This is a genomic window from Jeotgalicoccus sp. S0W5, assembly GCF_011634875.1.
GTDB classification, from domain to species: Bacteria; Bacillota; Bacilli; order Staphylococcales; family Salinicoccaceae; genus Jeotgalicoccus; species Jeotgalicoccus marinus.
Genome location: NZ_SIRQ01000014.1, coordinates 1 through 23324 on the forward strand (window position 1 = coordinate 1; position 23324 = coordinate 23324).

Annotated in this window: 20 protein-coding genes and 1 pseudogene; 14 read left to right on the plus strand and 7 right to left on the minus strand. The window is 36.9% G+C overall.

Annotated elements, in window-relative coordinates; genetic code table 11:
- Positions 1-37: 37 nt before the first annotated feature.
- The 3 genes from EYB29_RS09490 to EYB29_RS09500 form a co-directional block, all read right to left on the minus strand.
- Positions 38-1045 (minus strand): YeiH family protein, encoded by a 1008-nt coding sequence (locus EYB29_RS09490; RefSeq protein WP_166627134.1) that lies wholly within the window; start codon positions 1043-1045, stop codon positions 38-40.
- 113 nt (positions 1046-1158) lie between these two features.
- Positions 1159-2724, minus strand: coding sequence for a sodium/proline symporter PutP (putP, locus tag EYB29_RS09495; protein WP_166627135.1), 1566 nt, complete (start codon positions 2722-2724; stop codon positions 1159-1161).
- Between the two features lie 170 nt (positions 2725-2894).
- The gene (locus EYB29_RS09500; RefSeq protein ID WP_026865836.1) at positions 2895-3335 is read right to left on the minus strand and encodes a YtoQ family protein; all 441 of its coding nucleotides are present in this window, start codon (positions 3333-3335) and stop codon (positions 2895-2897) included.
- A 103-nt stretch (positions 3336-3438) separates the two neighbouring features.
- Between EYB29_RS09500 and EYB29_RS09505 the strand changes: the two genes are divergently transcribed.
- The 3 genes from EYB29_RS09505 to mqo all read left to right on the plus strand — a co-directional run bounded on the left by EYB29_RS09505 (position 3439) and on the right by mqo (position 6141).
- Positions 3439-4110 (plus strand): HAD family hydrolase, encoded by a 672-nt coding sequence (locus EYB29_RS09505; RefSeq protein ID WP_166627136.1) that lies wholly within the window; start codon positions 3439-3441, stop codon positions 4108-4110.
- 11 nt (positions 4111-4121) lie between these two features.
- Positions 4122-4451, plus strand: a complete 330-nt coding sequence (locus EYB29_RS09510) for a hypothetical protein (protein ID WP_166627137.1) — start codon at positions 4122-4124, stop codon at positions 4449-4451.
- A gap of 178 nt (positions 4452-4629) precedes the next feature.
- Complete coding sequence (gene mqo / locus EYB29_RS09515; RefSeq protein WP_256370671.1) at positions 4630-6141, plus strand: malate dehydrogenase (quinone); 1512 nt, start codon at positions 4630-4632, stop codon at positions 6139-6141.
- Between the two features lie 59 nt (positions 6142-6200).
- Here mqo and EYB29_RS09520 read toward each other — a convergent pair whose 3' ends face one another.
- Entirely contained in the window at positions 6201-7292 is a 1092-nt protein-coding gene (locus tag EYB29_RS09520) for a PLP-dependent transferase (protein ID WP_166627152.1), read from the minus strand.
- 193 nt (positions 7293-7485) lie between these two features.
- On the opposite strand from EYB29_RS09520, the gene EYB29_RS09525 reads away from it, so the two are divergent.
- Positions 7486-8403, plus strand: a complete 918-nt coding sequence (locus EYB29_RS09525; protein ID WP_166627138.1) for a prolipoprotein diacylglyceryl transferase — start codon at positions 7486-7488, stop codon at positions 8401-8403.
- Positions 8404-8536: 133 nt separating this feature from the next.
- On the plus strand, positions 8537-9520 hold the full coding sequence (gene guaC / locus EYB29_RS09530) for a GMP reductase (RefSeq protein WP_035855240.1): 984 nt from the start codon (positions 8537-8539) through the stop codon (positions 9518-9520).
- Between the two features lie 51 nt (positions 9521-9571).
- On the opposite strand, the gene EYB29_RS09535 is transcribed toward guaC, so the two are convergent.
- Positions 9572-10426, minus strand: a complete 855-nt coding sequence (locus EYB29_RS09535; RefSeq protein WP_166627139.1) for a prephenate dehydrogenase — start codon at positions 10424-10426, stop codon at positions 9572-9574.
- 407 nt (positions 10427-10833) lie between these two features.
- Here EYB29_RS09535 and aroF point away from each other — a divergent pair, with 407 nt between their 5' ends.
- Both aroF and EYB29_RS09545 read left to right on the plus strand, forming a co-directional pair.
- Positions 10834-11871 carry a 3-deoxy-7-phosphoheptulonate synthase gene (gene aroF, locus EYB29_RS09540; RefSeq protein ID WP_026865828.1) on the plus strand — a complete coding sequence of 346 codons (1038 nt, stop codon included), beginning with the start codon at positions 10834-10836 and terminating at the stop codon, positions 11869-11871.
- A gap of 15 nt (positions 11872-11886) precedes the next feature.
- Positions 11887-12177 (plus strand): chorismate mutase, encoded by a 291-nt coding sequence (locus tag EYB29_RS09545; protein WP_166627140.1) that lies wholly within the window; start codon positions 11887-11889, stop codon positions 12175-12177.
- Between the two features lie 33 nt (positions 12178-12210).
- On the opposite strand, the gene EYB29_RS09550 is transcribed toward EYB29_RS09545, so the two are convergent.
- Positions 12211-13134: a homoserine O-succinyltransferase gene (locus EYB29_RS09550; RefSeq protein WP_166627141.1), complete on the minus strand. Its 924-nt coding sequence runs from the start codon at positions 13132-13134 to the stop codon at positions 12211-12213.
- Positions 13135-13239: 105 nt separating this feature from the next.
- Between EYB29_RS09550 and EYB29_RS09555 the strand changes: the two genes are divergently transcribed.
- The 3 genes from EYB29_RS09555 to EYB29_RS09565 all read left to right on the plus strand — a co-directional run bounded on the left by EYB29_RS09555 (position 13240) and on the right by EYB29_RS09565 (position 15791).
- Entirely contained in the window at positions 13240-14553 is a 1314-nt protein-coding gene (locus tag EYB29_RS09555) for a Na+/H+ antiporter family protein (RefSeq protein ID WP_166627142.1), read from the plus strand.
- A gap of 203 nt (positions 14554-14756) precedes the next feature.
- Positions 14757-14933 carry a hypothetical protein gene (locus EYB29_RS09560; RefSeq protein ID WP_156889119.1) on the plus strand — a complete coding sequence of 59 codons (177 nt, stop codon included), beginning with the start codon at positions 14757-14759 and terminating at the stop codon, positions 14931-14933.
- Between the two features lie 78 nt (positions 14934-15011).
- Complete coding sequence (locus tag EYB29_RS09565; RefSeq protein WP_026865824.1) at positions 15012-15791, plus strand: N-acetylglucosaminidase; 780 nt, start codon at positions 15012-15014, stop codon at positions 15789-15791.
- A gap of 25 nt (positions 15792-15816) precedes the next feature.
- Here the strand turns inward: EYB29_RS09565 and fdhD are convergent, their stop codons facing one another.
- Positions 15817-16614, minus strand: a complete 798-nt coding sequence (fdhD, locus tag EYB29_RS09570; protein ID WP_035855233.1) for a formate dehydrogenase accessory sulfurtransferase FdhD — start codon at positions 16612-16614, stop codon at positions 15817-15819.
- Between the two features lie 113 nt (positions 16615-16727).
- On the opposite strand from fdhD, the pseudogene EYB29_RS09575 reads away from it, so the two are divergent.
- The 4 genes and pseudogenes from EYB29_RS09575 (at position 16728) to glnA (ending at position 23319) form a co-directional block, all read left to right on the plus strand.
- Positions 16728-17969, plus strand: a pseudogene (locus EYB29_RS09575) (L-lactate MFS transporter).
- Positions 17970-18025: 56 nt separating this feature from the next.
- Positions 18026-20383 carry an FdhF/YdeP family oxidoreductase gene (locus EYB29_RS09580; RefSeq protein ID WP_166627143.1) on the plus strand — a complete coding sequence of 786 codons (2358 nt, stop codon included), beginning with the start codon at positions 18026-18028 and terminating at the stop codon, positions 20381-20383.
- A 111-nt stretch (positions 20384-20494) separates the two neighbouring features.
- Positions 20495-21847, plus strand: coding sequence for a sodium-dependent transporter (locus EYB29_RS09585; RefSeq protein ID WP_240921862.1), 1353 nt, complete (start codon positions 20495-20497; stop codon positions 21845-21847).
- A gap of 134 nt (positions 21848-21981) precedes the next feature.
- Positions 21982-23319 (plus strand): type I glutamate--ammonia ligase, encoded by a 1338-nt coding sequence (gene glnA / locus EYB29_RS09590; protein WP_026865820.1) that lies wholly within the window; start codon positions 21982-21984, stop codon positions 23317-23319.
- The last annotated feature ends 5 nt before the right edge of the window (positions 23320-23324 follow it).

The window sequence follows — 23324 nt, forward strand, 5'->3', positions numbered from 1 at the left end:
GGAATGAGCCCTTATAGGGCTGAAAAAAAGCCACCCGTTATACGGGTGGATACTTACTTATAAAGCTTGCGACATAGTAAGTAACTAGGGATAAAATAATAGATACAATAATTAAGGCAATCAGTGGTTTCATTGCTTTTTCTCTAATAGATTTAAGAGAGACACTTAAGCCAAGCCCAACCATAGCCATAACCATTAGTAAGGTAGTGAGTTGATCAATAATATTTCGTATATTATCAGGTATGTAAATAAAAGTGTTCAACACTGTGACAACTAAAAAGAAAACTAAGAAATAAGGTATATCAACTTTTCCTTTTGCATCTGTATGATTTCTCTTCGCGAATGCATACATAATAATAAAGCTGACTGGAATTAATAAGAATACTCGACTTAGTTTTGATAATAGGGCCATGGCCATTCCATCATCCCCACCAGTTGCGCCTGCAAGAACCACTTGAGCAATTTCATGTAAGCTTAAGCCGCTCCATAGACCATAAACACTGTTGTCCATATTTATAGCTGGCCCAATAAAAGTATAAACTAAGGCGAAAACTGTTCCGACAACTGAGATTAAACCAATACTAATAGCTGTATCTTCTTCTTTTGCTTTGGTTATTGAACTTACTGCTGAAATAGCGGCAGCACCACATATACCTGTCCCTGCAGCAAGCAAGAACATGATAGATGAATTTGTATTCATGAACTTATTAAAGACATGCATGAGTAAAAAGGATAAGAGAATCACGCCTGCTCCAAGTACTAGCATAATCCAACCCTCAGAGATAATAAGTTGTAAATTTAATTTAAAACCATAGAAAACAATCGCTACTCTTAGGAGTTTCTTAGCAGAAAAGGTAATGCCTGGGCGAATGGACTCAGGGTAACCCAATATTTGCCTGTAAATTAGACCGATAAGTAAGGCAATAGCTAAAGCACCAATGTTCTGTACAATAGGCAGTTGAGCTAAGCCCATACTGATTAATGCAATAAGTAAAGTAAAAGCAATACCCAATATAAATGTTCTGTTTAAATATTTTTCTGTCATTTGTCCACCTCATTTAAAGATTATCATATCTCTATCTTTAAAGGGGAGAGACTTTTAAATAAAAAACCATCACTCATTATATTAACAAATGAGTGATGGACAAATCGTATTTACTACCCTTTAAGAATACGTTCAGTCTCTTCGAATTCGCGGGTAATTTCTGGTTTAAGTTCTTTCTTCTGAGTCATCTTACTTACGATTATACCAGCGAGTGTTGAAACGATAACTCCTGGAATAATTTCATATAAGCCAGTACCAAATGTACCCGCTGCAATCCAAATGATTACAGTAGCGGCACCACCAATGATTGCGGCAATTGCACCAGAGCGAGTCATGCCTTTCCAGTGTAGTGACATTACAACGAGTGGACCAAAAGCAGCACCAAATCCTGCCCAGGCATTGGCTACTATACTTAAGATTACTGATTCATCGTCCCATGCAATAACAATCGCAACAAGGGAAACAATAACTACTGATAAGCGACTCATCGCAACGTAAATTTTATCAAGTTCAGCTTCTGTTTTAGTTTCCTTACCTTTTAATACACGGTGACGAATCATTTTATAAAAGTCTTGTACAAGTGAACTCGAAGTCACTAATAGTTGAGAAGAAATTGTACTCATAATTGCCGCTAGAATAGCGGCTAAGAAGAAACCACCAACAAGAGGATGGAAGAGTACCTGACTCATTAAAATCAAGATTGTTTCAGGATCTTCAACATAGTGCCGAGTATGGTCTATAAAAACGACGCCCAGTAGACCAGCAAGTGAAACGCCTGCTAGTGAAATAGCCATCCATGTTATACCAATACGTCGTGCAGCAGGTAGTAATTTATGTGTTTTAATGGACATAAAACGTATAATAATGTGCGGTTGACCAAAGTAACCGAAAAACCAAGCTAGATTACTAATTATAGTAATAAAAGAAACACCACTTATGATGGACATGTAATCAACATCGTTTATTGCACCGAGGTCTTCCAATCTTACAAAAGGCTCAACCCCATTACCTGTAAGGGTTAACCATGTTGCAATAGGAACCATAAATATGGCTATAAACATTATTATGCCTTGGAAGAGGTCGGTTAGACTAACTGCTAGATAGCCACCGACAAATGTATAGATAATGACGACACTAGCTGTAATGAAAAGTCCCCAATGATACTGTAAATCAAAGGCATTTTCAAAGAGTTTACCTCCTGACACCATTCCGCTAGCTGTATATACAGCGAAGAATATAACAACAACTAGTCCTGCTATGATTCTTACGAGATGTTTTTCGTCTTTAAAACGATTTTCAAAGTAGTCAGGTAAAGTAATCGAGTTCTCAGATACTTCAGAATAGATACGGAGTCTTGGTGCAACAATGATGTAGTTCACATATGCACCGGCAGTAAGACCAATTGCAATCCATAAACTGGACATACCAACTTCATACATACTTCCAGGTAGTCCCATTAGCATCCAACCTGACATGTCTGAAGCACCTGCAGATAATGCAGTCACCCAAGGACCGATATTGCGGCCACCAAGTGTGTATTCATCCATTGTAGATGTGGATTGTTTGTACGCATAATAACCAATCCCTGCAAGAAGTAAAAAGTATAAGGCAATCATTAGATAATGTTGCCAACCTACAGAGAATGTAAAGCCAGAATTTAATGCACTATTTAAAATCATCTTATAAATCTCCCCTTTTGTAATATATTTTAGTAAGAGCAATATATCTGACACATGGGCCAATTATAGCGGTCATCGGGAAAATTTACAACGTCAATTGGAGTATTAAAAAAACTTAAAAAAATTAAGCCGCGTAGGTAAGGTGCTGAAGCGGCTTAATAAAAGTGAATTTATTTATAGATGTACTCGATAACTTCCATCGCTTGTTGAACATTTTCTGTAACAACATTCGCCTTTTGAGAGATTTCTTTTAAAGGATGAATAAGCTTTTCTGGGCGAACTAGAATGAGTGGTTTGCCGAGATTAATCGCTGTTGTTGCATCCATTGCGGTATTCCACTGTTTGTATTCTTCACCGAATAGGGCAATAACAATATCAGCTTTGTTCATCATTACTTGTGTGCGTAAATTATTGATGCTTGAAGCAGCATCATCACGGTAGTACTTACTTGGTTGCTCACCAAGAATGTTTTCACCAATATCATCAGATAAATCATGGTTGGTTTGTGGTGAGACAAAAGTTAATGGTAAGTTCTTTTCTTTTGATAATGTTTCGATTTCATCTCTCCAGTTAGAATGAATTTCTCCGGCTAAATATACTGTTAAATCCATTTTTACCCTCCTAATCGTCATTGCATAATAGTATATACCCTAAATCATTTATGTTAAAATATTTACTATAGATATTACTATTTAGGGAGAGGACAAAAGCGACATGAAAGTAGCATTATTTGATTTTGATGGCACATTGTACCCACATGAAACCTTCGAAACTTTGCGTTTGCATCTTCGAAGTCATCCAAAATATAAAAAGAATTATAAACGTTTTGTACGTTATTTTGCACCTACATATTTCGGTTATAAATTAAAATTAGTGCCTAAAATTAAAATGCAACAAAGAGCGCTTGAGTCGTATATTCTTTCTTTTAAAGGTTATTCAAAGACTGATATAGAAGAATTCTTCACTGATGTTGCAAGGTCTATGTCTGAAGAGCTTCGTCGTCCCTTACTAGATAAGATTAAACAGTTAAAACAAGACAATTACTATGTCGTTTTAATATCAGGTGCTTTTATTCCTTTATTAGAAGCCCTCTTTAAAGGTATAGGTTTTGACTTAATTGTGGGGTCATCTGTAAACTATAACACTAAAGGAAAACTTGACTATAAGGCCCGTTTTGAGCGTGTCTTTGCTGAACGCAAAATTGATATCATAAAAGATCACTTCAAGAATAAGGAAATTGACTGGAAAAACAGTCGTGCTTATAGTGATAGCATTTCAGATTTAAAAATGTTAGAACTTGTAGGTAAGCCGGTTGCTGTTTCGCCAGATTCTGACCTTTTATCCGTTGCACAGAAAAACAACTGGAAAATCTTGAATAATATATAGGAGGTAACAACATGGATTTGCTCAATTTAACAGAGGCAGACCTGTATCCGACGGAAAAATTTGGGCCGTCACTAACGGGGACTCTACTATATAAAGTGAGAGATCAGAATTATTTCCAGGGAGCGTACATGACAACGAATGAACGTATGTTTATGAATGTTGATATGAACGGCGAGGCTTACACTCGCGTGTTTGCTTATACTGACATCGTTAAAGCAAGTGTTGAGAATGACTCACTGATTATAGAATTCCCAGATGGTATGGGCAAAATCGCAATGGTAAATATCACTTCAGGTGATGCGGATGAATTTGCACAGTTTGTTAACAATCAACTTTCATAATGAAATTCTTTAGTCACTTGTTTGTTATAAACAGGTGACTTTTTTGAATATTTTATTAGTATGACACATTTTTTAATTAGTATAACGCATTACGTAATTTGACTTTAAGAACTTGAGTAAAAAGAGTATACTGTATATAAATAAAACAATTAATAAGAGAATAAGGGGCTTAGATAAGATTATGGCTACTTCTATTAGCAAATCTGATGTCGTTCTAATCGGTGGTGGAATTATGAGTGCCACGCTTGGAACGCTTTTAAAAGAATTAAAACCTGAATGGAATATCAAGGTATTCGAAAAACTGGATGCTGTGGCAAGTGAAAGTTCAAATGCATGGAATAATGCTGGGACAGGGCATTCAGCTTTATGTGAACTAAACTATACACCGGAAATGAAGGATGGGACAATTGATGCAACAAAAGCAATTAAAATCAATGAACAGTTCCAACTATCAAAACAATTCTGGTCTTATCTAGTAGAAAATGGCAAGTTATCTTCGCCATCTGAATTTATAAATACAGTGCCGCATATGAGTTTTGTTGAAGGTGAAAAGAATATTGAATTCCTTAAAAAACGTGTCGACAAGTTAACTGAAAGTCCACTTTTTGAAGGTATGGAAATCTCAGATGATCATGAAGTATTGAAAAAATGGGTGCCTTTAATGATGGAAGGCCGCCAACCATCTGAAGAAATTGCAGTGACTAAAATTGACTCCGGAACGGATATTAACTTCGGAAGTCTAACAGAAAAATTATTTGATAACCTAGCAAATGATGGTATTGAAGTTGAGTATAAGCACGAGGTGCAAGATTTAAGACGTACAGAATCTGGCAAATGGCAAGTGAAAGTAAAAGATTTAAATACGGGTAGACTAGAATTTCATACCGCTGATTTTGTATTTATTGGTGCAGGTGGAGCGAGTCTACCACTCTTACAAAAAACGAAATTACCAGAGTCTAAAAAAATCGGTGGATTCCCTGTCAGTGGCCTGTTTTTAGTTTGTGAAGATGAAGAAATCGTCAATAAACATGAAGCGAAAGTGTATGGTAAAGCGAAAGTGGGTGCACCACCAATGTCTGTACCTCACTTAGATACACGCTACATCGATGGTAAACGTTCACTATTATTTGGACCATTTGCAGGCTTCTCTCCTAAGTTCTTAAAAACAGGGTCATATTTAGACCTAATTGCATCGGTAAAACCTTATAATGTCTTAACGATGCTATCCGCTGGTGCTAAGGAAATGGGATTAACAAAATATCTAATACAACAAGTATTATTAAAGCAAGAAGAGCGTATCGAAGAGCTAAGAGAATTTATTCCTGATGCCAAAAGTAAGGACTGGAGAACAGTAGTTGCTGGTCAACGCGTTCAAGTTATCAAGGATACAGACAAAGACGGAAAAGGTACATTGATGTTTGGTACGGAAACAATCGTATCAGAAGATGGTTCGATAGCATCCTTACTAGGTGCATCACCAGGGGCTTCAGTCTGTGTAGATGCGATGCTTGATTTAATCAGTAGAGCCTTCCCAGAAGAGTTCCCGGGCTGGGAAGACAAAATTAAAGAAATGATACCAACTTACGGTACTTCCTTGTCCCAAAATCCAGAGTTGTTTAAAGAAGTAAATGAACGAACTACAAAGGCACTTGGCTTAAAAAGCCATGAAGAAGGTGCTTTGTTAAGCTAATTGAATAGGAAAACCCCTTTCGTTGATAATGCTAACGAAAGGGGTTTTTATAGTGCATTCTATTTTATAGATTTTTCTAAAGCTTGTTCGATATCATTAATAATATCATCTGCATTTTCAATACCAATTGATAACCGGATTAAAGTATCATCGATACCGCGTTTTAATCTTTCCTCATCAGGCATTTCTGCATGGGTTTGTGTGAATGGGAATGTGATAAAGGTTTCAGTTCCACCTAAACTTTCTGCAAAAGTACATACTTCAATATTCTCTAAGAATTTATTGACGCTATAGTTGTCATTGAAACGTAAGCTGAGCATGCCTGTAGTTCCAGCATAAAGTACGTCTTTTATACTCTTATGTCCATTAAAATAGGCAGCCACTTTTTTGGCGTTTTCAATTGAGCGATCCATACGAATATGTAGGGTTTTAAGCCCTCTAAGTAAAAGGAAAGAATCAATTGGTGAGAGTGTTGCACCAACCATATTATGATATAGGAATAATTGTTCTGCTAATTCTGAATCCTTAACGGTGACAACGCCTGCTAATACATCATTGTGTCCACCAATATATTTAGTTGCTGAATGAAGTACAATGTCTGCACCTTCAGTCAAGGGTTGCGAAAGATAAGGTGTTAAAAATGTATTGTCGATAATGGTGAGAATTTCATGTTGTTCAGCGAGCTTATATAGAGGTTTTAAATCAGTTTTTTCCATTGAAGGATTAGTAATAGGCTCTATAAAGAACGCACGAGTATTATTGTTTATGTGATTTTTTAATGCTGCTTCATCATTAAAATCGACATAGTGGAATTTGACATTATATTTACTTTCGTAGAAATCAAAAATTCTAAATGTGCCGCCATAAAGGTCAAAACTTACTAATATTTCATCTCCACTGTTGAATAGATTACAACACAGTTGAACAGCGGCCATTCCACTCGCAGTTGCAAATGATTGATAGCCACCTTCTAAGTCAGCAAATGCCTCTTCAAAGAATGATCTTGAAGGGTTTTTAGTTCTTGTATAATCAAAACCAGTTGATTTACCTACACCTTCATGTTCATAGGCAGTGGCTAAATAAATAGGATTTGTTGTTGCTCCAGTATGGTCTGGATTTAATGATATTTGTGAAAGTTTAGTATCCAATATGTAACGCCCTTTCTTCTTATGTATTTGTTGAAAGATAGATTAAATATATATAAAAGTAGTTAGCAAAGTCAATGTTTTAATAGAATATTTCGATAATTGAGACGGTGCAACGCCGTTACAACACTATAAAACATCTAGAAATTTGTAACGATAGGCGTTATAATGATTGTATTAAACCTACAGGAGTGATACGGTGAACCAGTCTCGGAACGTTATATATTATACAACCGCACAAGTAACAGAAATGGTCGAGTTATCCGATCAGAATGTGAGAAAGTATGTTAGGTTACTTGAGGATAGAAATTATGAAGTGGCTAAGGATGAATATAATCGTAGACTCTTCTCTAAAAAGGATGTAAGCATCCTCCAGGAAATGATTAGAATTGCTAAATCTCCAGGTAATACTTTGGATTCAGCAGCAGATGAGATTATAGAGAACTTAAATAGTTTCGATGAAGATTCTTCAGAAGAGACAAACGAAGTTTCTAATATGTCGAACCACGATATTTCAAGAATGTTTTCACTTGTATTAGAGAAATTAGACGAAATACAAAATGAAAACAAAGCATTAAAAACGAATATCAATACTCTGGTTCAAAGACTTGAAGAATATGATCGTGCAGCGCTTGAATATACAGCTTTTGAAGAAGATGGGGTACTTTCAACTGCAGATGAGTTAGAATCTGAAACAGTACCTGAAGACGGGACAGAAACGACTGTATCTGAAGAAGTCACTGAGGAACCGGCTGCATTAACTGAAACGATTAAAACAGAGGCGCCTGGTGTGGAAGAAGTTGATGACTCTACTATAGAACAAGAAGTAAATGTAACAGAGGAAGCTGAAGATACTAGAACTTCAACAGAAGAAGTTTCAAAAACTGAATCTGAGGCAACTGAACCTAAGGAAAATCATATATCAGAGGAAGCACCTCCTGAGCCATCTACTGATGACACAATAGATCGGCCAAAAACAAGTGTGGATATGAGTCAATCTAACGAGGAAAAAGAAACACAGCCAGAAAACCTTAACTATGGTGATTCTGTAGAAAAACAAATTGAAGAACCGAAGAAAGGCTTCTTCGGTAAACTTGCAAGTATATTTAAAGGATAGGACCGAAAATTTTCGGTTCTTTTTTATTTCAACGTCTTTCGTTGACTTTATAATTCATATCCCTTATAATCCCTATTGGCGAACGAGATAATAATATCATGTAATTAATATACGGATTAGAGGAGCATTTATCATGGATAGCGTTTTTGATTATGAAGATATACAGTTAATTCCGAACAAATGTATTGTTGACAGCAGATCAGAGTGTGACACTTCGATTCAATTTGGAAAACACACATTTAAACTACCAGTCGTTCCAGCTAACATGCAAACAATTATTGACGAAAATATAGCTACATACTTAGCGGAAAATGGTTATTTTTATATTATGCACCGTTTTAACCCAGAGACACGTATCGATTTTATTAAAAAGATGCAAGAAAGAGATTTGATCTCATCTATTAGTGTTGGAATCAAGCCTGAAGAATATGACTTTGTGCTTAAATTAAAAGAAGAAAACTTAGTACCTGACTATATTACTATCGATATTGCACATGGACACTCAGACCGTGTAATGGATATGATTAAACACATTAAGAAACATATTCCAGAATCTTTCCTAATCGCAGGTAACGTCGGTACACCAGAAGCCGTGCGTGAATTGGAAAATGCGGGTGCAGACGCAACTAAAGTAGGTATTGGACCAGGTAAGGTATGTATTACTAAAATTAAGACTGGATTCGGTACAGGTGGTTGGCAACTTGCTGCACTACGTCTATGTGCAAAAGCTGCATCTAAACCAATTATTGCAGATGGTGGGATTCGTACGCATGGAGATATTGCGAAATCAGTAAGATTTGGTGCTTCAATGGTGATGATAGGTTCACTATTTGCTGGCCACGAAGAATCGCCAGGCGTAGTTTACGAAGAAAATGGTAAGAAATATAAAGAGTACTTTGGTTCAGCTTCAGAGTTCCAAAAAGGTGAACACAAAAACGTTGAAGGTAAGAAAATGTACGTTGAATATAAAGGGCCACTTGAAGGCACTTTAGTAGAAATGCAACAGGACCTACAGTCATCTATTTCATATGCAGGCGGTAAAGATTTAGAATCAATCAGAAATGTAGACTATGTCATCGTTAAAAACTCAATTTTCAACGGGGATAAAGTATACTAAGAAACAAAAAGCGAGACCTGAAGTGATCACTTCAGGTCTCGCCTTTTTTGTTTACTCTTCATTCAAATCATGGAGATCCATGTAGCGTTTAGTACTCTCGACCATCATGTTTTCCATGGTCGAAACATCGTCATTCTCAATTGCTTGAGTCAGTTTATCAAGTTGTACTTTGAAATTATCAATATGTTTAATAAGGTGATCTTTATTCATCATAAATAATTCAGGCCAAAGTTTTTCGTTAATATTTGTTATACGTGTTAAATCTCTATAACTGTCCCCTGTGTATTGCTTTGTATTGCGGTTAGTATCATCACTATTGATTAAAGAAATCGCTATGACATGCGCGAGTTGACTGGTAAAACCAATCACCTCATCATGAAAAGCAGGTGTGATCACAGATATATTACCAAAACCAAGTTGTTTAACAAAGTTTTTAAGGAAGTCTATATTTTCTTCGAGATTCCGACTAGTGGGTGTAATTAAATAGTTTGCGCCAATAAACACCTCACGACTACTAAATTCTAGCCCGCGATTCTCACGACCTGCCATTGGATGACCGAAAATGAAGTCCGCACTTTTAGGTAAAAGGGGTTCAATTTGATTGATTACAGATGATTTAACACCGGTCACATCAGTAATGACAACACCATTTTTAAAGTATGGGACGTAGCTTTCGACTAAATTCTTGAGTAAGGTAGGGTAAACAGAAAAGATAATTAAATCTGCTTTAGGTATAATAGCAGTGAAATCATCAGAACCTCCGTCAATTAGCCCAATTGATTGTGCCTTATCTAGAGTAACCGTATCGATATCGATTGCATATATTTTATAGTTAGGGAAACTTGCTCTTATTGATTTGGCAAATGAGCCACCTATATTTCCTAGACCAATAATTGCGATGTTCATAAATATGCCTCCAAGTATTGTTATCTTAATGACTATACAGTAAATGACTAAATTATGTAAAGATTTAATCAATTTTGAGATTTGGTTTGACAAACGAAAAAGCCGAGTCTATAATAACTATCAAATACATTACAAGGAGCGGTTATTATGTTAACTCACAAGATTATACAACCAAATAACACGCTTTACTTTAGCTATTTTTGATACCGTTTGTACTCATCATTTGTACAAACGTAAAACAAATTGTTTGTATCAATGATGGCTGAAGATTTTGTAATGTCTAGCCATTTACTTAAAAATAAGTGGCTAGAGGTCGGGACTTCTAATATATTTTTTTATACCTACTGCCACTTATCTTTAAAGTTAAGTGGCAGTTTTATTTTTAAAATTATTAGGAGGCTATATTTATGATTATTCATGTAAAACGTGACGCAAAGGAAAATGACATTCAGACATTGGTTACAGCAGTAGAAAATGCGGGTTTTAGAGTGCACCGTTCTGATGGTGAAAGAAGAACAATCATCGGTCTAATCGGCGATACATCCAAAGTCTCTGAAAATGATTTTAAAAAATACAGTATTGTGGACGGGGTGTACAGAATTCAAAAGCCATATAAGAAAGCGAACAGAAGTTTTAAAGAAGAAGATAGTGTAATAGATATTGGAAATGGTGTTAAAGTCGGGGCAGATCATTTTATGATGTGTGCAGGACCTTGCTCTGTTGAAGATCTAGACAGCACAGTGGAACTTGCAATTAAACTTAAAGAAGCAGGTGCAAATTCACTGCGCGGTGGTGCATTCAAACCTAGAACATCACCATATAGTTTCCAGGGGCTTGGTGTCGAAGGCTTAAAAATTCTAAATGAAGCAAAGAAAGAAACAGGATTACCAATCGTTTCTGAACTCATGGGTACAGACCATCTTGATACATTCGTTGATATGGTGGATGTCATCCAAATTGGTGCGAGAAATATGCAAAACTTTGATTTACTTAAAGCCTTAGGTCAAACGAACAAACCGATTTACTTAAAACGTGGAATGTCGGCAACAATTCAAGAATGGTTAATGTCAGCTGAGTACATCATGGCTGGCGGGAATGAAAATGTAGTACTTGTTGAACGTGGTATCAGAACATTTGAAACAGCGACACGTAATACATTAGATATTCAAGCTGTACCGGTAGTACAAAAGGAATCTCATCTACCTATTATTGTTGATCCATCCCATGCTGCAGGTACAAGATATGTTATTCCTTCAATGGCAAAATCTGCAGTAGTTGCAGGTGCAAGTGGTTTACAAATCGAAGTTCATGAAGATCCAGAGAATGCTTGGAGTGACGGCCAACAATGTCTGACACCTGCAGAGTTCTCTGACTTAATGCAGTCAATAAATGTCCTGTTGGAGCTTGAGGGTAAAACAATTGATCGTCCTATCTTAACGAAATAATAGAGGAGGTTTACCATGGGGAGACATGAAGAGTTACGCAATGAAATCGATCGTATTGACCGCCAACTTATGAAATTGTTTGAAGAAAGAATGAATATAACAAGGGAAATTGCAGATTATAAGCGTGCGAATGATATTCCTGTCTTAGATCAAGCACGTGAAGATAAGGTCATTGAGAAAAATGTAACTTATCTAAAAGACCATACGCTAGATAAATACGCTCGTGAATTCACTAAACGCCTCATGGAACTCTCAAGAACAAGACAGAGTGAAGCGTTAAATAATAAGGTTACAAAAACATGCTAACAAAAACTGCTGCAGGTTCGCTGCAGCAGTTTCTTATTTTAACTTATGAAGTTTAGAAAGATCATAAAGAGTATTTTGATAAGTTTCATTAAGCCAATTGTTAAAGAGTAGATGACCATGGCTTCGCCACTGAAACATTGGTTTTTCTTTCGGGTTATCACCCGGGTAATAATTATATGGTGGCTGAATATCCGCACCAGCTTCTATGTCACGGTCATATTCTTTTTTAAGCGTGTCACGGTCGTACTCTAAGTGACCGAAAATAAATAAATCTCTTTGACTAGTAGAAGTGATAATATCTGGTCCAAAAAGCGGATGCTCAGACAGAATTTCTAAATCATCTACAGCCCTCACCTGTTTTTCATTTATTTTAGTATGTCTAGACTGTGGAACTTGATAGATGTCATCAAAACCACGAATGTAAGGGTGGCTAGGTAAGACGTTGTGATAGTCAAAGATGCCGAAAAGTTTTTCATCTAAATGAAGTTTATCGATATTGTGATAATAGTTTAAAGCGAATTGTGCCCCCCAGCAAATATAGAAGCGACTAAAGACATGTGATTGTGCCCAATCAACCACTTTTTTAAGCTCATTGATGTAGGCTACCTTGTCGAAATCGAACTTCTCTACTGGCGCACCGGTAACGATTAAGCCATCAAAATGTTCATCTTTAATTTCATCATGCGTTTTATAATACTTTTGCAGATATGAGGTCGGCGTATTTTTACTTTTGTGAGTAGACATATGTAAAAAGTCGATATCGACTTGTAAGGGAGAGTTGCCAAGTAGGCGCAACAACTGCAGCTCGGTTGTTTCCTTCAGCGGCATTAAATTTAAGATAAGAATTTTTAGTGGACGAATGTCCTGAGATATCGCACGTGACGATTCTATGGTATATACTTGTTCCTGTTGCAATTGTTTTCTAACAGGTAAGCCTTCAATTATTTTAATAGGCATATGGAATGCACCTTCCGTTTCCCAGTAATTAATAATATACAATGTATCAGTGAAAGCGATTTGTAGTCAATATCTAAATTATCAAAAAATTATGGAGGAGAAAGAATGAACTCAGTTTTAATCGCCATCTTAATTATGGTGGTCTTAAGCCTGTGTAAGCTTAACGTTATTTTAGCGTTATTCATCGGAGCGATAGCCGGTGGCTTAATAGCAGGTATGAATTTAAATGAAGTAATTACTGTGTTTACAGGCGGCATTGTTCAAGGTTCAGAAATTGCCCTAAGTTACGCCTTACTCGGTGGATTTGCTGCCCTGATAGCATACAGTGGAATTACCGATATCCTTGTAGATAAAATCCTATCTATATTACAGCGTAATCAAACGAAAAAAGCGAGAGTTATTGCGAAAATTTCAATCGTATTGGCCTTGTTAATTATCGCAATGATGAGTCAGAATCTAGTTCCTGTACATATTGCCTTTATACCTATACTGATTCCACCTTTAATTAGCTTGTTTAATGAATTGGAAATAGACAGAAGATTGCTAGCAATCGTACTTACATTCGGTTTGACATTTACCTATGCGATAGTACCTTTTGGTTACGGACAAATTTTTCAAAATACAATCGTAAAAAGTTTTAGCAATGCAGGTGTAGAAATCAGCTTTCAAGATGTTGCACCAAATATGTTGATACCAGTATCTGGTTTTATATTCGGTTTAATTATCGCGACTTGGTATTTTAGAAAATCACGTAAGTATATAGATAAAGAAAGTGAGCTAGCTACAAAGAAAATAAGAGTCAGTGCTAGCACTATTGTGACAGCGATTATTGCTATTATCGTTACCTTTACTGTACAGTTCTATACTGATTCTATGATCTTTGGTGCGCTCGGTGGAATTATGATTTTCTTCTTGTCATTCAGATTTAAATGGTCGGAACTTGATACCGAGCTTGTCAACGGCATTAAGATTATGGCGTATATTGGAATGGTAATGTTAGCAGCTAACGGTTTTGCTGGCGTCATTAATGAGACTGGAGATGTGACACCACTGGTTAACAGTATTTCTGATATACTTGGAGATAATAAGGCATTTATTGTACTTGGTATGATGATTGTTGGCCTAGTCGTGACGATGGGGATAGGTTCATCATTTGCGACCTTACCAATCATTGCAGCGATTTTTGTCCCGATGGGTGCTGAACTTGGTCTGTCCATGTCAGCGATAATTGCAATTGTCGGTACTGCTGGTGTTCTAGGTGATGCAGGTAGTCCAGCGTCTGATTCTACCCTTGGTCCAACGGCAGGCTTAAACGTTGATGGTCAACATGATCATATATGGGATACCTGTGTGCCTACATTTATCTTTTTAAATATTCCAGTTGTCATTACAGGTTTTATTGCAGGTATGATACTATAAAAATGTAAACTGTTTGTAATAATTCATAAAGTCAGCTTGAAAAGCAATGAATTATGTAGTTTAATGAATCTACTAGTAAAAAAAATTCACTAATACGTAGCGTTTTTGTCTTGAGCTTCATAAATACACATATAGACGTGCGTACGATTTTTGTATGCTAGTTTAGCTCTTGATAATTTAGAATCTTTAAGACAGGTGATATTATGGAGACAGATTTTAACATTTTAAAAGGCAATTTAACTGCATATCAGATTAGTGAAGCGATTGGTATTTCTATTGAAGAAGCAACCGATCTTCTTGAGCATCGCATAACTATCGAATCTCTTGATGCTGAAAGTCAGGAGAAGTTAAAGCAACTTGAAAAAGTGTTGTTTGATTAAGGTCCTGATAATACAATATACTGATAACATGAGAATGAGACTGACATTGTCAGTCTCATTTATTTTTGGAGGACGTTCATGGATAGGGTAAAAGAGAATATACCATTTATATTATTGATTATCGTCATGGCACTATTTGTATTCGCATTTATAGTGTCTGAAACGTCACTGTTTGATGAGGAGGAGATACATACGTATACCTTTGAAGAAGCGGTAAGTATGCAAATTTCTAATGATACAACTGACTTAAAACTTGTAGATGAAACGACAGAACAGGCGAATGATAATGATATTAAAAATGCTATGAACATGAATAATAGTAATGATTATCAGTTTCTCCGATTAGATGAATTATCTGGTGCAACTGTAGAACAATTAAATGAGGAACTAGAAGGTAAAGGCATCCTAGAGGGAGAAGGTCAGGCATTTTATGATGCGGAGCAAAATCATCAAATTAATGCAATATACTTAATTGCTCACGCGACTTTAGAAACTGGTCATGGCCAGTCTGAACTCGCTTCAGGAATCCAAGTTAATGATACGGTTTACTATAACTTTTTTGGCATCGGGGCTTTTGACCATGATGCTGTTTTAGAAGGATCGTCTTATGCCGAGCAAGCGAATTGGTCAGCACCAGCGCGTGCCATTGATGGTGGGGCAGAATTTATTAGGAAGAACTATATCAACAACAATCAAAACACATTATATAGGATGAGATGGAATCCAGAGAATCCAGGTACACATCTTTACGCGACAGATATCGCCTGGGCGGAAAAAATTGCGCAACTTATGAATGGGCACTACAATGCCCTAGGTCTAGAGCACGGTGAACTTGATAAGGATAACTATATAGAATAAAGGGTGAGACTTAAGTCTCACCCTTTTACTCTACATCATCAGCACCAACAATGCGCCAAGGATGACTATACACGTTAAATGAACTACCACGTATAAAGCCTGCAGCGGTAATATTTAAATCATTAGCAAGATTGATTGCTAAATCAGTTGGTGCAGACTTACTTAGAACAATACCCACACCGATTTTAGATGCCTTGGTGAGTACTTCTGATGAAATTCTTCCACTAAAGACAATGATCTTATCTTTGACTGAGATGTTGTTTTGTAAACAGTGACCGTATAACTTATCTAGAGCATTGTGTCGGCCGATATCACCTTTATGAATGATCGTCCCATCTGGTGAAGCGATACTTGCGTTGTGGATACCACCTGTATCCTTAAAAATTGTACTTGCATTCTGCATTTCTTTCATCAAACTAATGCATTGGTCTGGTGTGATCTTTGTATCTGACAGTGAGAATTTAGAAGTTTCTACGTCGGCTTGGAAATAGAACTGACGACTTTTACCGCAGCATGATCCGATTACACGTTTTGAGAAATCACCGAAATTTTTAGGGAGTTCTCTTGAAATCTTGACATGGCAAAAGCCACCTCGCTCATCTATGTTCATCGATTCGATTTCTTTAAATGATCTGAGTGCACCTTCTGAAGCTAAGAAACCGATGACAAGTTCTTCTAAATCATCTGGTGAACATACTAAAGTGGCAAACTCTACATCATTTAAATATATCGTTAGAGGAAACTCTTCTGCTATCGTATCTTCTACTTCAGTAAACTTCCCATCGTCATAACGTCTTATCGTATTTTTAGTAACGATTTCCATTTTAATTTCTCCTAATCGAAACATATTGTAAATATCTGTTTTTCTTAATATAATCACAACTAAGATGAAATTTCAATTTTCGGAACTTCGTCAAACAAACAGGGGGAATAAAAATGGAGACAAAGAAAAACCGTTGGTTGATAGCGCTTGCAGGTGTGGGAATACATATCTCAATCGGCTCTGTCTACGCATGGAGTGTATTTACAACGCCTTTACAAGAATCTATCGGATGGTCACTTAGCCAAGTATCGTTTACTTTTAGTATTGCTATTTTGTTTTTGGGGTTATCTGCAGCTTTCATGGGACATTTTGTAGAAGCCAAGGGGCCGAGGAAATCGGGGTTAGTATCTACAGTGTTCTTTGCTTTAGGAATGATTACAGCAGGTTTTGGAATTCAGTTATAAATGCTATGGTTGTTATATGTCGGATACGGAGTGCTTGGAGGTATAGGTCTAGGTATTGGTTACATTACACCAGTGTCTACACTTGTTAAATGGTTCCCAGATCGACGTGGTATGGCAACAGGATTGGCAATTATGGGCTTTGGTTTTGCTGCGATGATTGCGAGTCCAGTCATGCGTTTTCTTATTGAGTCCGTAGGTATACCAAATACCTTCTTTATTTTAGGTGCCATTTATTTTGTTATTATGTTAGTTGCGAGTCTTTATTTAGAGAAACCGCCAGAAGGTTATGTACCAGCTGGTGTAGTTATAGAAGAAACAAAAACAGCGAGTAAAGACTTAGCGCAACTTACTGCAAATGAAGCTATAAAAACTAAGCGTTTTTACTTCTTATGGTTTATGCTTTTTATCAACGTCACATGTGGGATTGCTATATTAGCTGTTGCGAGCCCAATGGGTGTTGAAATTGCAGGCCTTTCTGCTGGCGCAGCCGCTGTCATGGTGGGGATTATGGGTGTGTTCAACGGTGCTGGACGCTTAATCTGGGCATCTATTTCCGATTATATTGGACGTCCAAATCTTTATACAATCTTCTTTGTGTTACAGATTGGGGTTTTCGCAATTTTACCGTTTACAACAAACGGGATACTATTCCAAATCTTACTATTCATCATGATTACTTGTTATGGTGGTGGATTCTCAGCAATTCCTGCTTACATTGGCGATATTTTTGGAACGAAACAGCTTGGTGCCATCCATGGTTATATTTTAACAGCATGGGCAGCGGCTGGTTTAGCAGGGCCGTTTATTGTTGCGGAAATCTATGAAGCAACACAAAGTTATGCCTTGTCACTTTATATCTTTGTGGCTATGTTCGTTGTCGCACTAATCATTTCGATTATTATAAGATTTGATATAAGAAAGCTTAAAGTAAAAAATGAGCACAGGGTCTGAGCAAAGATTAAAAATAGTGTACAATGGAATTATTATAATATAGAGGGAGTGTAATCATGGGGAAAACTCTTCACCCGGGTCCTATAAACAAGACTAAGCGTTGGGATCCTAAACTATGGGTCAGTCCTGTTCCATTCGGTTTAACAAAAGTTAAACCACATCACATGAGAGATACAGCTAAGATTGTTTGGAAAAATAGAGACAACTTGAACTATGCTAAGAATATTATATTAAAAGGTGTGTGTGATGGCTGTGCACTAGGTGTATCTGGTTTACAAGACCAAACCTTAAATGGACCACACATGTGTACAACACGTTTTAACGTTCTACGTTTAAATACAGCACCGCCAATCAAGCCTGAGATATTACACCAGGACATAGATGAGTTACGCAAGATGGACAGTACGGAATTACGTGAACTTGGTCGTATTCCTTATCCAATGATTCGTCGTAAAGGTGATCGTAAATTCATTAGAGTTTCTTGGGATGAGGCTATGAATACGATTGCTGACAAAATGAAAGAATTAGATCCACTTCAATATGCGTTCTATTTAACAAGTCGTGGTATTACAAACGAGTCTTATTACGTCGCTGCAAAAATTGCGCGTTACTTAGAAACAAATCATATTGATAACGCATCACGTATCTGTCACTCACCAAGTAAATCAGCAATGAAACGTTCAGTTGGTGTTGGGGCATCAACTTGTAACTATCAAGACTGGTTAGGTACTGATGTATTAGTATTCTGGGGTAGTGTGGCTTCAAATGCTTCACCAGTATCAACTAAATATATGATGGAAGCTAAAAAACGCGGTGCAAAAATTATTGTAATTAACCCTTATAGAGAACCGGCAATGGAAAACTATTGGGTACCTTCAGTGGTTGAATCTGCCTTATTCGGTACAGAAATTGCGGATGAATTCTACGAAGTAAACATTGGTGGAGACATCGCTTTAATGCACGGTGTAATGAAACACTGGTTTGATCTTGAAGAACAGAATCCAGGTTCAGCAATCAACCATGATTTCGTTAAAGAACACGTTAACAACTATGAGGATATGAAAGAGAATGCGATGAGCCAGAGCTGGGATAAGATTGTTGCATCATCTGGTGTGTCTAAAGAGAAAATCATCGAGTTTTCAAACATACTTGCTCAAGCTAAAAATGGTGTTATGGTTTGGGCGCTTGGTCTAACAATGCACAAACACGCAACTGACAATATTTCACAAGTTGCTAACCTTGCCTTACTACGTGGTTGGTTAGGTGGTAAGAACAAAGGCCTTATGCCACTTCGTGGACACTCTTCAGTGCAAGGATCAGGTGAAATGGGTGCAGATCCATTCTCCTTACCTGGTGGAGATTATAATGATGAAAACCGTAAACGTATTGAAGACCTTTGGGGCTTCAAACTTCCAGAATGGCCAGGGGACAGTGTTGGTGTAACAATTGAAAACTCAATGCTACCTGATGACAATGAGAAAAAACTTAAACTTTACTACATGTCTGGTGGTAACTTCTTAGAAACGATGCCAGATCCAAACTTCGTCGCTAAGGCTTTAGAGAACCTAGATATTCGTGTGCACCAAGATATTATCCTAAACACATCTACGCTACTTGATGCGAAAGAAGCAGTTGTTGTATTACCTGCTAAAACGCGTTATGAGCAAGACGGCGGTGGCTTATCTACATCAACTGAAAGAATGATTTACTTCTCACCAGAAATCGAAGGTAACCGCAACAGAATTGCTGAAGCTAGAAGTGAGTGGCAAATCTATGTTGACCTTGCTAAACGCGTTAAACCGGAAGAATCTCACCTAATTGATTTCCAATCAGGTCAAGATATCCGTAATGAAATTGCTAAGGGTAACCCACAGTATGATGGTGTTCAATATCTTAAGAAAGCTGGAGATGTTTACCAATACGGTGGTGCATGGTTATGTGAAGGCGGTGTTTGCCCGACACCAGATGGTAGAGCGAACTTAATTACTATGGATATTCCAGACAACAATAAGAAAGCTGGAGAGTTTAAATTGTTGATGAGACGTGGTAAACAATTTAACGCAATGATCTACGGTGAAAATGACGCATTCAATGCTATGGGACGTTATGACGTCTTAGTTAATGAGAAAGATGCGAGTAAAGAAGGTTTAGAAAACGGGGAAGCAGTCGTACTTTACAACAAGAATGGTGTCTTCCAAGGATTCGTTCGTTATGCGGACATTAAAGAAGGTAATATTGGAGCACACTTCCCAGAAGGTAACTTCTTAGTAGAAAAAGGAATCTACGAAAGCTTCGTAGAAATGCCGGACTACGTTACAGATGTAAAAATGGAGAAAGCAGATCATTTTAATGCAAATAAAGACCGTCAATATCTAGAGAAATCTATCCCAGAATTAGAAGACAATCCGAACTAAAGTAAAAATGAGTATACTAGCTGGAAGAGTTGTTAACTCTTTCAGCTTTTTTGGTTATATTATTTGTTTCACATATATGATAGAATACCAACATTAGTATTGAAAAGAGGTATAAATTTGTCAGAGAATAACTGGAACTCTAAACTTGGTTTCGTCCTTGCTGCAGCAGGTTCTGCTATTGGTCTCGGAGCGGTATGGAGATTCCCTTATATGACAGCTGAACATGGTGGAGGCGCGTTTTTATTTGTCTTTCTATTATTTACCATCCTCATCGGTTTGCCGTTATTAATAAGTGAATTTGTCATCGGGCGGGCATCAAGACGGAATGCAATAGATGGATTTGAATACTTAAGTGGTAAGAAAAGCTTACGAATATTCGGGTGGTTAGGCCATCTAGGTACAATGGTACTTTTATCCTTTTACAGTGTGATTGGTGGATGGATTTTAATCTATCTTGTCATTGCCTTAATGGATTTACTCGGTTTATATGTTGTTGAAGACTACGGAACACTTTTAGGAGAGGTTATTAGTAATCCATTGTTTGCAGTCTTAGGGCAAGGCGTATTTATCTTTATTACTGCCTTCGTCGTTGCACAAGGGATTCAAAAAGGCTTAGAACGCGCTTCTAAAATCATGATGCCCTTGCTATTTATTTTATTTTTATTTATTATTATTCGGTCTCTTAGCCTCCCTGGTGCATTTGAGGGTGTAAAGTATTTCTTAACACCAAATTTTGGTGAATTAAATGCTAATGCAGTAATGTTTGCGCTTGGTCAATCATTCTTCGCATTGAGTGTGGGAATCACACAGATGATCACATATTCATCTTATTTAAAAGGTGATGAAAGCCTTCCAAAATCTGCAGGATACATTGTGATAATGAATATCGCTGTCTCTGTCATGGTAGGTTTAGCGATTTTTCCTGCAATTGCGTCATTTAATATGGAAAGTGTCGAAGGGCCTGGTTTAGTCTTTATAGTCCTACCAGAAATCTTTAATGCCATTCCGTTCGGTATTATTTTCTATTTGATGTTCTTAATAGCATTCTTATTCGCAACGTTAACCTCATCGTTCTCAATGATTGAGATCAACGTAGCGAATACATTAAAAGGTAATCAAAAACATCGTAAGAAAGTCACTTATTTATATGCATTGGTTGTCTTTATGATTGGTATACCTTCTGCTCTATCTGAAGGTGTGCTAAATGATGTACAATTTTTTACCGGAACTATTTTTGATAATGCAGACTTTTTAGTCTCTAATATTTTACTCCCGGTTGGTGCCTTATTCTCTTCTATTTTTGTCGGTCATATAATGGATAAAAACCTGACAATGGAACAATTCAATTTAACTAAGGGTGGTAAGTATTATGGTGTATTTTTAGCGTGGATGTTTATGTTAAAATACATTTTGCCAGCGATTATTTTTTTAATATTTATCGTAAATATTTTAGGTGTTTTCTAAAACATTTTAGAGAAGGAGTGTGGGACTCCTTCTCTTTTATTTTATATGCTAATTGCGTTTGATATTTACTTGTGGTAACATTTTAACATGAGTTTTTAAGGGCCTTGGTCCAAATCTTATAAAGGGTGTGAGTTATGGAAAATATAACAAGAGAACAAATTCTCAATGCCGCTAAAGAAGAAAACGTTAGGTTTATCCGACTACAATTCTCAGATATTTTGGGAACAATTAAAAACGTTGAGGTTCCATTTAGTCAATTGGATAAAGCCCTTGATGGCCAAATGATGTTCGACGGCTCTTCAATTGAAGGTTTCACACGTATCCACGAATCAGATATGTATCTTGTGCCAGATCTAACAACTTGGACAATTTTCCCCTGGACGACGTCAAAAGGTGACAAAGTGGCACGCATAATTTGTGATGTATATAATATTAACGGAACGCCATTTGAAGGTGATCCTCGTACAAACTTAAAATCTGTACTTAAAGAAATGACTGACATGGGCTATACATCTTTCAATCTCGGGCCAGAACCTGAGTTCTTTTTATTTAAATTGGATGAAAATGGGAAGCCGACAACTGAACTTAACGACCACGGTGGGTACTTTGATTTAGCACCGACTGATTCCGGTGAAAACTGCCGTAGAGATATTGTCATTGAGTTAGAGGATATGGGCTTTGATATTGAAGCATCACATCATGAAGTTGCTGAAGGTCAGCATGAAATAGACTTTAAGTATGCTGATGCAATTTCTGCCTGTGATAACATCCAAACATTCAAACTTGTCGTAAAAACAGTAGCAAGAAAACATAACTTACATGCGACATTCATGCCAAAACCATTATTTGGAATTAACGGTAACGGGATGCACTTTAACGTTTCATTGTTTAAAGGAAAAGAGAATGCATTCTTTGATGAATCTGCTGAAGATGGCTTGAGTCAAGACATGAAATACTTTATGGCTGGAGTTTTAAAACACGTCAGAAGCTTCACTGCAGTGACAAACCCACTTGTTAACTCTTACAAGAGACTTGTACCTGGCTACGAAGCACCAAGTTATATTGCTTGGTCTAAACGTAATCGCTCACCATTAATGAGAATTCCTTCTTCACGTGGCTTATCAACTCGTGTAGAAGTGCGTTCTGTAGATCCATCAGCGAATCCATACCTCGCATTAGCAGTTATTTTAAAGGCCGGTTTAGATGGCATTAAAAACAAATTGGAATTACAAGAGCCAATCGACCTTAATTTATATGAGTTAACTCGTGAAGAACGTGTTCAGAACGGTGTAGAAGATTTACCATCAACGCTATATAATGCCCTTAAAGAAATGCGTGATAGTGAACTTGTTAAAGAAGCACTTGGTGAACACCTCTTTAAGGCTTTCTATGAGCACAAACTTGTAGAATGGGATGGTTATCGTTCTAACGTATCCGATTGGGAATTAGAGCACTATCTAGACCAGTATTAAGGATA